A 12643-nucleotide genomic window follows, 5' to 3' on the forward strand; every position below is an offset into this window, starting at 1 on the left:
GGTTGGAGCGACTAGGCCGCAACGGGCAGATAGTCGGGGTTGGTCCAGAAGGTGAGACGGTTGCCGGCCGGATCCGTCACGGACAGCTCGAGATAGCCCCAGGGCTGCATCTGCGGCGGACCGGGCCGCGCGAAGCCGTAGGGCCTCGCCGCGAGCTCGGCATGGAGCGCGTGCACGTCGTCGGTGCGCACGCGGATGTGCGTTCCCGGCGTCGCGTCGCCGTGGTGCTGGCTGAGGTGCATCACCGCGTCGCCGCGCGCGATGCCCATGTAGAGGGGCAATCCCTCCTCGAAGCGGTGCTCGAACGTCACGTGGAAGTCGAGCCATTCGACGTAGAAGGCCCGCGTCGCCGGTTCGTCATAGAAGCGCAGGACCGGCGTCGTCTCCTGCAGGCCGCTGCTCATTCCGGCGGCCTGGCGAAGGAGAAGTCGATCATCACGTGCTCGGCGTAGGCCGGGCGCTCGGTGAGGCGCTGATAGTAGGCGGCGACGGCCGGAAGGTCGGGCCGCTCGATCTCCATCTCGTAGTAGCGGTAGAGCAGCAGGCCGAAGTTGATGTCGGCGATGGAGAGCCGGTCGCCGGCGAGGAACGGACGCTCGGCGAGGAACGGCTCGGCGGCGGCAAGGCCCTTGTGGATCCTCGAGCCGATCTCGCGGATCTTGCCCCAGTCGCGGTCCGCCGTGCGGGTGCGCACCAGCGCGATGAACATCTGCAGCAGCGGGTTCTCGATGTAGCGGGCGGCCCACTCGGCCCACATGTCGGCCGAAAGCTCCTCCTGCCCGCTGGTCGGCCACAGCCGGCGCTCGGGGTCGTGCAGGGCCAGCCAGCGCACGATCGCCGCCGATTCCCACATCACGCGGCCGTCGTCGGTCTCGATCGTCGGCACGAGGCCGTGCGGGTTCTTGGCGAGATACTCGGGCGTGTCGTTGCCACCGAAGGCACCGCCGACGTCGACGCGCTTATACTCGATGCCGAGCTCGGCGATGGTCCACATCACACGCTGCACGTTGGCCGACGTGGCCCGACCCAGAACCGTAATCATTGGCGCCCCCATTTTTTGGAGGGTGTTATGCCGCGACTAGGGATGTCATGCCAGCGCGCTTTACAACAACGGCAAGCAATCCCGCTCGGGACGCGACCCAGGCCCGCGGCAACCGATGGCCGCGACCGGGCGTTCGCACTGGATGAACTGGACTGCACAATGCGCGCGCTGATCTTCCGCAACCTCGCCGAACTGCGCCAGAACTACTGGTTCTGGCCGTCCCTCCTGACCGCCGTCGCCTTCGCCCTCGGCCTGCTGCTCCCCTTCATCGACCAGGCGCTCGGCCCCGGCTGGATGCAGGCCGTGCCGTTCCTGCGGCCGACCGGGGTGGACGGAGCGCGCGCCATCCTCACCACCCTCGCCGGCGCGACCCTTGGCGTCGCGGGCGTCGCCTTCTCGATCACCATCGTCGCGGTGAACTTCGCGAGCTCGAACTACGGGCCGCGGCTGATCGGCAACTTCATGGGCGACCGGGTGAACCAGGTGGTGCTCGGCGTGCTGGTCTCGACCTTCGTCTACTGCATCACCGTGCTGTCGACGGTCCACGCCCAGAACCAGACCTTCGACGGCGACGCGGGGGCGTTCGTGCCCCAGCTCTCGGTCCTTTTCGCGCTCGCGCTGACGCTCGTCTCGGTGGGCGCGCTCATCGGCTACATCCACCACGTGCCCGAGAGCATCAACATCATGAACCTCGTCGCCCGGATCGGCATGAAGCTGCGCGAGAGCATCCTGCGCACGCTCGACGAGGAGGCGGCCTGGCGCCGGGAGAACGTGACGGTGGACGTCTCGGCCTGGCGCAAGAACCCGCCGGACAGCGGCTCCACCCTGCGGGCCGACATGGCGGGTTACCTGCAGCAGATCGACATCGCCGGCCTCGCCGCGCTCGCCGACGAGGCGGAGGGGCAGATCGTCATCCACCGCGCGCCGGGCGACTTCATGACGGTGGACGAGCCGCTCCTCACCATCCACCCCGAGCAGGACGAAGCGTGGATGGAGAGCCTCAGGGCGCACGTCAGCCTCGGCTCGAACCGGACGGAGATGCAGGACGTGATGTTCCTCTCCGACCAGCTCGTCGAGGTGCTGATCCGTGCGCTGTCGCCGGGCGTCAACGATCCCAACACCGCGATCCTGTGCCTCGACTGGCTGCGCGCCGGCCTCTCGGCGTTCGCCAACCGCGAGCCGTGGCAGCCGGCGGACGCGGAGGGGCGCATCCTCTATACCCGCGCCACCTTCGAGACGATGCTGACCCGCTCCTTCGGCGACATGCGCCAGCACATCGCCGCGGACCGGAGCGTGACGCTGCACGCCATCGGCGTGCTGACCGACCTCGCGATCGTCGCCGCGACGCCGTCGATGCTGGCGGCGGTCACCGGCGAGCTCGACCGGCTGGCGACCGCCGCGGCGGAGCGGCTGCCGGAGTCCGTCGGGCGGGGCGAAGCCGAGCGCGCACTGGCGCTCGCCCGGTCGCGCATCGAATCGCGCGACCGGCAGCCCATCGGCATCGGCACCGCGCGCGAACCGCTGTAGCGGTCGCGCCCGGGGTCAGGTCACGAGGGTGGGGCCGCGGCGCAGGATCGCCTCGGCCTCGGCGACGGTGCGGCGGACGATCTCCCCGGCCGTCGGCGCGTCCGAGATGAGCCCTGCCGCCTCGCCGACGAAGACGCCGACCGCCTCGGGGTCGCCGGCCGCGAGGGCGGCCCCGTAGGCTTCCCGTTCGGCGGACGCGGCGGCGCGATGCTCGTCCGGCCGTCCCTCCCAGCGGGAGACGAACGCGTTGTTGAGGACACGGGCGGTGTATTGCGACGGCCACTCGTAGCCGCGGGCGATGTCGGTCGCGCGCTGGCGGATCGTGTCGTCGCCGCTCGCCGCTATCGCTGCGGCGTGGTGGCGCGGGTGCGACAGCGCCTCGGCGCTCGCCCAGAAGCGCGAGCCCATCAGCACGCCGTCGGCGCCCAGCGCCAGCGCCGCGGCGAGGCCCCGCCCGTCGGCGATGCCGCCCGCGGCGAGGAGAAGCATCTCCGTCCCCAGGGTGTCGCGCACCTCGGGCACCAGGGTCATCGTCCCGCGAACGGCGCCGTGGCCACCCGCTTCGGAGCCCTGCGCCACGACGATGTCGGCCCCCGCCTCCGCGGCGATCACCGCCCCCGCACGCGTCTGCACCTGGCAGATGAGGAGCGCGCCCGCCTCCCGCACCGCGGCGACGTAGGGGCGCGGATCGCCGAAGGAGAGCATCATCGCGGCCGGCCGGTGCGCCAGCGCCGCATGCAGGGCGCGGTCGTCGGTGTCGAGCCGCCATGTGATGAAGCCGCAGCCGACGCGGGTGTTGCCGGCGGAGCGGAACTCGGCCTCCACGAAGGCCGGGTCGGCGTAGCCGCCGCCGATGAGGCCGAGGCCGCCGGCCTCGGTCACGGCCGCGGCGAGGCGTCCGCCGGTGGCGAAGGCCATCGGGGCGCACAGGATCGGCGCCTCGATGCCGAGGCGCCCTGTCAGTCGGGTCGAGATCAAGGCTGGGTCGGTCCGCGCTGCGTCAGCCGGTGAAGCCCTGGCGGCCGGCGTTGGCCTCGGCGTCCTCGCGCGACTTGAACCCGCTGGGTGCAGCGCCGACGATCTGACCGTTGGAGGCGAGGCGCCGCCACCGCCAGTGGCCGCCCTTGTCCTCGTAGAACTCCCACTTGTCCTTGGCGTTCTTGCCGCGCTTGGCGTTCTTCTCGCAGTCGGCCTTGTCCTTGTAGCCTTCGCTCGCCGCGCCGACCACGGCGCCGGTCTCGTCGACCATGCGCCAGCGCCATTCGCCCGCCTTGTCCTGGTAGAGTTCGATCTGGTCTTTCTTCGCCTTCGTTGCCATGGCCGCCCTCACCTGCTTCGCCGCGTTCCGCGGTCTCGATTGACCATTGTTCGACAGATTTCCCGCCGAAAATGGTGGTTCGTTGCTGCTCAGCGGCTAAACCTAAATCGTTTGATCAATTTCGCGAAGAAATTTCCCGACGGATCCGGCTCTTTTTTCTGTTCCCGTCGCGGCTTGCGGCCCCGTGCCTTTTTGGCCTTACGCTTCGCGACCGCCTGCCGGACCGCCGAAATCCGCTCCAGAACGCGGTCGGCATGGTCGGCGATCTCGTCGGCAGGCATCAGCTTGTCGGCGATGTCTTCGCGGACCACGACCTTCGGCTCCGACAGCGCGAGGCCGTACGCCTCGGCGAACCACGCGGCCTCGGTGCGGCAGGGCCCGCGCACGGCGTCGAGGGCCGCGCGCGAGAAGGCGAAGCGCGGGCCGGCGATCTCGCTGAGGAGCTGCTTCTTGGCGCGGCGGACATTGGCGTCGACGCGGATGCCGCGCTCGGCCAGCGCCGGGTTGACGATATCGGCCACCAGCGCCGCGTTCATGGAGATCGACTCGTTGGAGCGCTCGATGACGAGACCCTCCGCGGCCCCGGGATGGCCGATCGCCTCCAGCATGTCCTCCTGGACGCTGCGGCCGTCCGCGATCACCGCGTCGTAGGACCGCACGATCATAGCGTCCCGGCCGAACACCTCGGCGTAACGCTCGACGCCGACGCGCAGCTCCCCGTCGTAGCCGCGCTCCTCGATCAAGGCGGTGGTGTCGGTGCCGAGCTTGATCTCGTTTTGTCCGCGGGAGATCGTGTAGCTCAGCGGGTGGCGGATATAGACCAGCACGCTGACCGCAAAGTCCGGGAACAGGCGGTCGACGATGGACTTCAGCAGCGCGACGTTGCGAGCGGAGTGCGTCAGCAGCGCCTCGCTGGAGAACATGTACGTGCCGGACTTGACGGTCGCCGCTTCCGCCGCGGCGCGCTCCATCAGAGTGAAGTCCGACGCCTCCTGCGCGCGGACGCCGGCGAGGTCCGCCTCGCCGGGGAAGCCGTTGCGGCGCGTCGCCCGGATGACGCGGCTGACCGCGCCATGGTTGCGGCTGATGGAGGCGTAGTGGACACCGTGGGCGGCGAGCCGTTCGCGCGAGGCGGCGAAGGTCGTTTGCGCCGAGGTCGACCCGGTCTTGATCGAGCCGACGTGTAGGACGAGCTGACGCATGTACTCCTCTGGTGCCGCGCCCTGCGGCAGGGCCGATGGCACGGCCGCACGCTGGTCGTTCGTTTGTCTCATTCCTAGAGCAGCTTGCGTGCCGACGGGTCAACCGCACGCAGCGACTGACCGCATCCCGGCGACGCCTCGACCGGACGGCGACGGCCGGGCCTGTCAGGCATCCGGGCCGCACGCATTGCGCGCGCCGCCCGTCTGCCGCGTCGTCACATCGTCGCGCCGATCTGCCAGGGCACGAACTCGTGGTCGCCGAGGCCCTGCGACTCGGACTTCGTCGCCTCGCCCGACGCCACCGCCAGGATGCGCTCGTAGATGTACCGGCCGACGTCCTCGACCGACGCTTCGCCGGACAGGATGACGCCCGCGTCGACGTCCATGTCCTCGTCCATCTTCTTCGCGAGCTCGGAGGTGGTCGCGACCTTGATCGTCGGCGCCGGCTTGGAGCCGAACGCGGAGCCGCGCCCCGTGGTGAAGACCACCACGTTGCAGCCGGACGCGATCTGGCCCGTCACGGACGCCGGGTCGTAGCCGGGCGAATCCATGAAGGCGAAGCCCGGCGTCGTCACCGGCTCGGCGTACTCGTAGACGCCGGTCAGCGGCGTGGTGCCGCCCTTCGCCGCCGCGCCGAGCGACTTCTCGAGGATGGTCGTCAGGCCGCCGCGCTTGTTGCCGGGCGAGGGGTTGTTGTCCATCGAGCCCTTGTTGCGGGCGACGTAGTCCTCCCACCAGCGGATCCGCTCGATGAGCTTGTCGCCGACCGGCTGGGAGGCGGCACGCTCGGCGAGGAGGTGCTCGGCGCCGTAGATCTCCGGCGTCTCCGCCAGCACGCCGGTGCCGCCCTGGCCGACCAGCAGGTCGCAGGCGTAGCCGAGCGCCGGGTTGGCGGTGATGCCGGACCACGCGTCCGAGCCGCCGCACTGAAGCGCCACCATCAGCTCCGACGCCGGGACCGGCTCGCGCTTGATGTCGTTGACGAGCGGCAGCATCGCCTCGACCTTGGCGATGCCCATGTCGACCGTCCGGCGCAGGCCGGCGACGTCCTGGATGTTCATCGTCGCGAAGGTCGGCCCCTGCTTCAGGCCGTAAGCCTCCAGCAGCCAGTCGATCTGGTTCATCTCGCAGCCGAGGCCGACCATGATCACGCCGCCGAGGTTCGGATGGCGCGCATAGCCCCACATCACGCGCTGCAGCGCCGCGAAGCCCTCGCCGGAGCCGGCCATGCCGCAGCCCGTGCCGTGCGCGAAGGCGACGACACCGTCGACGTTCGGATAGGCGGCGAGCTTCTCGGGCGTGAAGTGGGCGGCGATCTTGTGCGCGGCCGTCGCCGAGCAGTTCACGCTCGTCAGGAGGCCGATGTAGTTGCGCGTGCCGACACGCCCGGTGGCGCGGCGGTAGCCCATGAACGTGTCCCGCACCGCCGGCACCGGCGCCGGGCGCAGGTTGGTGCCGAACCTGTACTCGACGTCCGTCGCGCGGAATTCGAGGTTGTGGTCGTGGACGTGCTCGCCGGGCTGGATATCGGTCTTGGCGTAGCCGATGACCTGGGCGTACTTGCGGACCGGCTCGCCCTGATGAATGAGCCGCGTCGCGATCTTGTGGCCACGCGGGATCAGCGCGCGCGTCGTCACGCCCTCGACCACCTGGCCGGCCTCGAGGGGACGCGTCGCGGTGACGACATCGTCGGATGCGTCGAGCCGCACGGCAATCTCTGCAGACATAGGGGACGCCACCATCTTCAGTTTAGAACGGTTGAACTACTCTTCGCCCACAACCGCGTCAAACGGCTGCGCAAGGCCCTGCGGCCACTGACGGATTTTCCATGGAGCGGCGGCGACGGCGGGTCCGCCCGCGCTGCGCGGCTCGCTTCCGTGCCGGCGGCCCGACAGCCGCAGCCGACGGGTGCGCGGGACGGTGCCGCCTGCGCAGGGCCAAGGCGACGCGATGTTGCGGCCATCCCGCAGGCGGTGCAAGAGACACCCGCACCGGCACCTCGCTGCTGGCATGGCCGTTCAGAATAGTGCAGTGAGACACTGACCCTCTTGACGGCCTCGACCTGACCCTCGGAACGTAACCGCTGAGTTGATGACAGATCGCCCCATCCTCCTGACCGGCAGCGCAGGTTTCGTCGGCAAGATCATTGCCCCCATGCTGCGCGCGGCGTTCCCGGACACCCCTGTGATCGAAGTGGTGCGGGGACCGGAGACGAAGCCGGGGACGGTGGCCTGCGACCTCAGCGTCAAGGAGCAGACGTTCGAGCTGATGCGCGACACGGCGCCGGGGATCGTCGTGCACCTCGCGGCCTACTCCTCGGTCGGCCTCTCGCGGCAGAACGCCGAGGCCGTGTGGCGGGACAACGTGACCGCGTCCGTCTGGGTGGCGCGTGCGATCGACCAGTACGCGCCCGACGCGCTGGTGCTCGCCGCGAGCTCCGCCGAGGTCTACGGCCGCGCCCTCAACGACGGGACCGTCGACGAGACGACCCGCCCGCGGCCGAACGGCCCCTATGCCTGCTCCAAGGTCGTGGCCGAACACACCTTCATGTCGATGCTGCCGGAGACGGCCAGGCTGATCGTCGCGCGCCCGTTCAACCATATCGGCGTCGGGCAGACGGAGACGTTCGCCATCGCCTCCTTCGCGGCACAACTCGCCAGGATGGAGGCCGGCCTCGTGCCGCCGGTGATGAAGGTGGGCAACCTCAGCGCCGCGCGCGACATCATGGACGTGCGCGACGTGGCGGCGACCTACGTCGCGCTCCTGAAGCTCGCCGACAGGCTGCCGCAGCGCTCCATCCTGAACATCGCCCGCGGCGAGGCGACGAAGATGGAGACCCTCCTCGACAAGCTGCGCGCGATGGCGAGCGTGCCCGTCAGGGTCGAGGTCGATCCGGCGCGGCTGAGGCCGAACGAGATCGCCGTCGCCACCGCCTCGACCGAGCGTCTGCGCAAGCTGATGCCATGGCCGCCGGAGCGCTCCATCGACGACACCTTGCGGGCCGTCCTCGACGACAAGCGCCGCGTCGTCAGGGAGAAGGAAGTGCCGCTGGCGACGCCCTCATAGGCCGCCCTTATCCCGGCGCGCGACGGGTGCAGCGGCGCTTGTCGGCCGGGGAAAAACAATGCCGTAAAAGCGATTTGCCTTCGAAGCGACAAATCAGTTCGGCATCTAAAGCTTTCCCGCTAGTAACGTCACATGCTATCGGCGGGACCGCCGCGAGCGGTGCGGTTGACGGCTTGCCGCCAAGGAGACAATGCGATGCGTATCGACGCCATTCCCATCGGGAAAAACCCTCCCGAGGACATCAATGTCATCATCGAGGTGCCCGTGGGCGGCGAGCCGATCAAGTACGAGCTCGACAAGGCGTCCGGCACCCTCTGGGTCGACCGCTTCCTCTACACGCCGATGCGCTATCCGGTGAACTACGGCTTCGTGCCGCACACGCTGTCGGAAGACGGCGACCCGATCGACGTGATGATCGCCTCGACCCGTCCGATCATCCCGGGCGCGGTGATGAAGGCCCGCCCGATCGGCGTCCTCAAGATGGAGGACGATGGCGGCATGGACGAGAAGATCATCGCCGTGCCGGTGACAAAGCTCACCCGCCGCTACGAGAAGCTGTTGTCGTACAAGGACATGCCCTCGATCACGCTGGAGCAGATCCAGCACTTCTTCGAGCACTACAAGGACCTCGAGCCCGGCAAGTGGGTGAAGATCCACGGCTGGGGCGACGTTGACGAGGCCAAGCAGCTCATCGTCGAGGCGATCGAGCGCGCGAAGGCCGCCGGCGACACCTACGTCGCCGCCGAATAGGCGGACGGCCCGCCTCGCCCACCGGCCCGTCGGACCGGGAGGCAGAACGAAGACGGAGCGGAGGGGATGTCGCTGAGGCGCCCTCCGCAGACGACCCGCGCACGGCCGGCCGCGTTTGCCGATCGGTCCGCGGGGCGGTAACGATGCCCCCGGCCGCGGGGGCTCCCCTCGCACCATCGGGTTGGGCGAGGCGACCGGCGGATGCCGTCGTCGGCAGCCGCCCGACAACGTCGGCGTGAGAGGGGTATGATCAATATCCAGCAGGCCGGGGACGCCGAGTCGCCGGTGCTCCGCATCATCCAGGCCGGTGACGGCGCCCCCTTCGTCGAAGGGCCCGGCCGGGTCTTCATCTATCACATCGGCATCAAGACCAACGGCGAGATCGCCAAGCTGGTCCGGGCGCATGACAAGGGCGGCACGATCGTGCTCGACCGCTCGACCGAGGCGTTTGCCGTCATGCCGCAGACGACCACCGATCTCCTCGAGGCGCTCCCGAAGGGCTGCCGCATCGTGGTCCTTTGCCAGAACCACGACTACGTCCGCGCCGTGCGCGCGCTCGGCGACGAGCGGCTGACCGCCATCTTCATGCACAGCTTCGTCCGCACGCTCTACAACACCCAGCGCCGGACCCGGCTGGACGACCTGATCGCCCGCCGCCGGCCCGATGCGTCGCCCGGGAAGCTGTTCACCTGCCTCCTCAACCGGCCGCGCACGCCCAAGATCGTCGTGTTCGGCTGGCTGAAGGCGAACGGCTATCTCGAGGCCGGCAACGTCAGCTTCCGCGGCGACCCCGCCGCGCGCGACGGCGGCCGGCTCGACGAGATGATCGCCATGGCGCGCTTCCAGTTCCCCTCCTTCGCGGCGGAGATCGACACCGCCCTCTCCGCCGAGTGGCCCTACGTCAACTTCGAGGAGCTGGAGAAGGAGAGCTTCATCTACAGCGTCGCGATCCCGGCCTACGACACGCCCGTCTCTCTCGTTGTCGAGACCGAGATGGCGCAGAACTTCGAGCGCTACACCGAGAAGTCGCTCAAGGTCCTTATGGCCGGGCATCGGGCGGTGATCGCCGGCAACGCCGGTGTCGTGGGGCTGCTGGAGGACCTCGGCTTCACGCTTCCCGGCTTCGGGACCACCTACGACAGCATCACCGACCAGGACGTGCGCCTGCGCATGGCGCTCGCCGAATTCGACCGGTACATGAAGATGACCGAGGCCGAGCGCCGCGACTTCGTCGAGGGGACCTGGGAGGTCTGCCTCGAGAACATGCGCGTCTTCACCGAGCGCGCATCGGCGGTGATGGCCCGCTCCTTCCGCGAGCTCGCCGCCGCCTGCGAGCGCAGCCGCTGGTCCTCCCCGCCGGAAGCGGCCGTGCCGGAGCCGTCCGCCTGGCTCCGCGCCTCCCGCAGCGCCGCCTGACGCGGCGGTCGGAGCCGGCGGCGCTCGGAGGTCATTTCACCTGAGGGCAAAGCGCGCTAGCCTCGGCACCGTTCGCGGCGCGCAGGGTGATGACGACATGACGGGTTCGGGTGGCTGGCGGTCTCGATCGCCGGTGGAGTTGGTGTGCGAGAAGAAGCCGGCCGTCGGCAGCACCGGGATGGTGGTGACCAACCACCCGCTGGGATCGGCCGCGGCGGCGGAGATGCTGGCAGCGGGCGGCAACGCCGTCGACGCGGCGGTGGCGGCGCTGCTGGCGCTCACCGTGGTCGAGCCGATGATGGTCGGCATCGCCGGCGGCGGCCTGTCGCACATCCGCCTTCCGAACGGCGAGCACATCGTCGTCGACGCCCTCGCAGCGGCCCCGGCCGACACGCACGCGCAGACCTTCGAGCCGGTGTCGGACGAGCCGGCCCGGCGGATGGAGACGGTCGGGAACCGCAGCGCGATCGGCGCGGGCGCGGTGGCGGTGCCGGCCAACCTCCTCGGCTGGCACTCGATGCAGACGCGCTTCGGCAACCTCCCCTTCGCGGACGTGGTCGAGCCGGCGATCCGCCTCGCTGCGGGTGGCTTCCGCGTCACGCACTATCTCGCCGGTGCGATCGCCGAAAACGCGCCGCTGATGATGGGCGACCGCGCCATGTCGGACCTCTTCCTCCCCGGCGGCCGGCCCCTCGCGTTCGGCGACCGCCTCGTCCAGGGCGCGTACGCCGACAGCCTGAGGCTGATCGCGAGGGACGGGGCGGCGGCGCTCCACGGCGGTCCGCTGGGCGTCGCGCTCTGCGCGCGGATCCACCAGGGCGCGGACGACGACGGCTACCTCACCGTCGCCGACCTCGCCGCCGCGCGGGCCATCGACCGGGCGCCGATCGTCGGCCATTACCGCGGCTACGAGATCGTCGGACCGCCGCCGCCGGCCTCCTCCGGCGTCCACATCACCGAAATGCTCAACATCCTGGAGGGATTCGACGTCGCGGGCCTCGGTTTCGGCACGCCCGATGCGCTGCACCTCCTCGCCCAGGTGCTGGCCATCGGGTTCGCCGACCGGCGCCTGTCGAGCGGCGATCCGGAGTTCGTCGACGTCCCGGTGGAGCGGCTCACCTCGAAGGCCTACGCGGCGGAGCGGCGGGCGGAGATCGGCCACGTCCTGCCCGCCGAGCCGGCCGTCCAGGGGTCCGCCGACACGACGCACGTGACCATCGCCGACCGCGACGGGATGATCGTCTCGGCGACGCACACGATCAACGGGCTCTTCGGGGCGAAGTTCGTGGTGCCGGAGGCCGGGTTCATCCCGAACAATTACATGATGAACTTCGACCCGCACCCGGGCCGCGCCCTGTCGGTGGCACCGGGCAAGCGGGTGCCGACGTCAATGGCGCCGATGATCGCCACCCGTGCCGGCCGGCCCGCGTTCGCGCTCGGCCTGCCGGGGGCGCTGCGGATCTTCCCCTCGGCGATGCAGGCCATCGTCAACCTGATCGACCACGGGATGACCCTGCAGGAGGCGGTCGAGGCGCCGCGCCTCTTCACCGAGGGGCACGTCGTGGAGATCGAGAGGGGCTACGCCGGGGCGATGGCCGCGCTCGAGGCGATGGGCCACGAGGTGGCCATCGTCCCGCATGTCGCCGGCGGCATGAACGCGATCGCGTTCGGCGACGACGGGATGATGACCGGCGCCGCCTGCTGGCGCGCGGACGGGACGGTGATGGCGACCGGCGGCGGCCTTGCCCGCCCGGGAGTGCGCTTCCACACCGGCCTCACCCCCGACACCGACCCCGCCGAAGGCCCGACGACCTGAGCCCCGGGGGGACGCCACGTCCCGTGGCGGCGTGACCAGATTTTCGGCGAACCGCCGCGGGCCACGCCCCTGGCGGGACCGGTGACGGGGCCGCCGCCGTTCGGGCTGCGAGGGACCCGAGACCGATGGCATTTAGGCAATCGGACCAACGTCTCCTCCCACATCTGCTCATTTAGAGGTTGAGGGCTTGGCGTGGGGGCCATGCATTATTGCTCCCGCGAAATGCACAATACTGGCGCAGACGTTTTGGCCCCAGCGACAGAATTTCTTTGTGTATCGATCGATGATCGGTCTAGTAAATTAATCGCAGTGCCATTTTCGAGGTTTGTGCACCTCATCAGAATGCACTCATCGGCAAAACTTCAAGTTTAAATGCTTGATGGCATCCTGCTTCTTTTATAGAGTTCTTCCCATCCGCTCCCGCAGACTTTTCATGGGGCGGATGGCCGCCGGTCACCTGGAAATGCACGGCGGAACGAGGGGTCGGAGGCGGGCTGTCCTTCGAT

General features: G+C 69.6%; 11 protein-coding genes. 5 read left to right on the plus strand and 6 right to left on the minus strand.

From position 1 onward, the window contains the following. Nucleotides 1-11 precede the first annotated feature (11 nt). Nucleotides 12-404, minus strand: a complete 393-nt coding sequence (locus DLJ53_RS00565; RefSeq protein WP_111341395.1) for a glyoxalase superfamily protein — start codon at nucleotides 402-404, stop codon at nucleotides 12-14. Beyond that, nucleotides 401-1042: a glutathione S-transferase family protein gene (locus tag DLJ53_RS00570; protein WP_162408743.1), complete on the minus strand. Its 642-nt coding sequence runs from the start codon at nucleotides 1040-1042 to the stop codon at nucleotides 401-403. The genes DLJ53_RS00565 and DLJ53_RS00570 overlap by 4 nt, the downstream gene beginning before the upstream one ends. A 159-nt stretch (nucleotides 1043-1201) precedes the next feature. On the opposite strand from DLJ53_RS00570, the gene DLJ53_RS00575 reads away from it, so the two are divergent. Then, complete coding sequence (locus tag DLJ53_RS00575; protein WP_162408745.1) at nucleotides 1202-2569, plus strand: DUF2254 domain-containing protein; 1368 nt, start codon at nucleotides 1202-1204, stop codon at nucleotides 2567-2569. A 15-nt stretch (nucleotides 2570-2584) separates the two neighbouring features. Here the strand turns inward: DLJ53_RS00575 and DLJ53_RS00580 are convergent, their stop codons facing one another. From DLJ53_RS00580 to DLJ53_RS00595, 4 genes are all read right to left on the minus strand, one after another. Continuing rightward, nucleotides 2585-3547 carry an NAD(P)H-dependent flavin oxidoreductase gene (locus DLJ53_RS00580; protein ID WP_111341404.1) on the minus strand — a complete coding sequence of 321 codons (963 nt, stop codon included), beginning with the start codon at nucleotides 3545-3547 and terminating at the stop codon, nucleotides 2585-2587. 22 nt (nucleotides 3548-3569) lie between these two features. After that, nucleotides 3570-3887, minus strand: coding sequence for a YegP family protein (locus DLJ53_RS00585; protein ID WP_111341407.1), 318 nt, complete (start codon nucleotides 3885-3887; stop codon nucleotides 3570-3572). Nucleotides 3888-3976: 89 nt separating this feature from the next. Beyond that, a complete protein-coding gene (locus tag DLJ53_RS00590) occupies nucleotides 3977-5089 on the minus strand; it encodes a hypothetical protein (protein WP_111341409.1) in 1113 nt (370 codons plus the stop codon). Nucleotides 5090-5304: 215 nt separating this feature from the next. Beyond that, complete coding sequence (locus DLJ53_RS00595; RefSeq protein WP_211100526.1) at nucleotides 5305-6816, minus strand: UxaA family hydrolase; 1512 nt, start codon at nucleotides 6814-6816, stop codon at nucleotides 5305-5307. A gap of 364 nt (nucleotides 6817-7180) precedes the next feature. Between DLJ53_RS00595 and DLJ53_RS00600 the strand changes: the two genes are divergently transcribed. The 4 genes from DLJ53_RS00600 (at nucleotide 7181) to ggt (ending at nucleotide 12137) form a co-directional block, all read left to right on the plus strand. Then, complete coding sequence (locus tag DLJ53_RS00600) at nucleotides 7181-8155, plus strand: NAD-dependent epimerase/dehydratase family protein (RefSeq protein WP_111341414.1); 975 nt, start codon at nucleotides 7181-7183, stop codon at nucleotides 8153-8155. Between the two features lie 195 nt (nucleotides 8156-8350). Then, nucleotides 8351-8905 (plus strand): inorganic diphosphatase, encoded by a 555-nt coding sequence (gene ppa, locus DLJ53_RS00605; protein WP_111341417.1) that lies wholly within the window; start codon nucleotides 8351-8353, stop codon nucleotides 8903-8905. Between the two features lie 246 nt (nucleotides 8906-9151). Further along, complete coding sequence (locus tag DLJ53_RS00610) at nucleotides 9152-10321, plus strand: hypothetical protein (protein WP_111341418.1); 1170 nt, start codon at nucleotides 9152-9154, stop codon at nucleotides 10319-10321. A 97-nt stretch (nucleotides 10322-10418) separates the two neighbouring features. Then, the gene (gene ggt / locus DLJ53_RS00615; RefSeq protein WP_111341421.1) at nucleotides 10419-12137 is read left to right on the plus strand and encodes a gamma-glutamyltransferase; all 1719 of its coding nucleotides are present in this window, start codon (nucleotides 10419-10421) and stop codon (nucleotides 12135-12137) included. Nucleotides 12138-12643: the final 506 nt, after the last annotated feature.

It is taken from the genome of Acuticoccus sediminis, from assembly GCF_003258595.1.
GTDB classification, from domain to species: Bacteria; Pseudomonadota; Alphaproteobacteria; order Rhizobiales; family Amorphaceae; genus Acuticoccus; species Acuticoccus sediminis.

Excerpts from the sequence above, each read along its gene's own strand:
- DLJ53_RS00585 (WP_111341407.1), bottom strand. The coding sequence starts at position 3,887 with ATGGCAACGAAGGCGAAGAAAGACCAGATCGAACTCTACCAGGACAAG.
- DLJ53_RS00570 (WP_162408743.1), bottom strand. The coding sequence starts at position 1,042 with ATGATTACGGTTCTGGGTCGGGCCACGTCGGCCAACGTGCAGCGTGTG.
- DLJ53_RS00595 (WP_211100526.1), bottom strand. The coding sequence starts at position 6,816 with ATGTCTGCAGAGATTGCCGTGCGGCTCGACGCATCCGACGATGTCGTC.
- DLJ53_RS00575 (WP_162408745.1), top strand. The coding sequence starts at position 1,202 with ATGCGCGCGCTGATCTTCCGCAACCTCGCCGAACTGCGCCAGAACTAC.
- ggt (WP_111341421.1), top strand. The coding sequence starts at position 10,419 with ATGACGGGTTCGGGTGGCTGGCGGTCTCGATCGCCGGTGGAGTTGGTG.
- ppa (WP_111341417.1), top strand. The coding sequence starts at position 8,351 with ATGCGTATCGACGCCATTCCCATCGGGAAAAACCCTCCCGAGGACATC.
- DLJ53_RS00600 (WP_111341414.1), top strand. The coding sequence starts at position 7,181 with ATGACAGATCGCCCCATCCTCCTGACCGGCAGCGCAGGTTTCGTCGGC.
- DLJ53_RS00565 (WP_111341395.1), bottom strand. The coding sequence starts at position 404 with ATGAGCAGCGGCCTGCAGGAGACGACGCCGGTCCTGCGCTTCTATGAC.
- DLJ53_RS00590 (WP_111341409.1), bottom strand. The coding sequence starts at position 5,089 with ATGCGTCAGCTCGTCCTACACGTCGGCTCGATCAAGACCGGGTCGACC.
- DLJ53_RS00610 (WP_111341418.1), top strand. The coding sequence starts at position 9,152 with ATGATCAATATCCAGCAGGCCGGGGACGCCGAGTCGCCGGTGCTCCGC.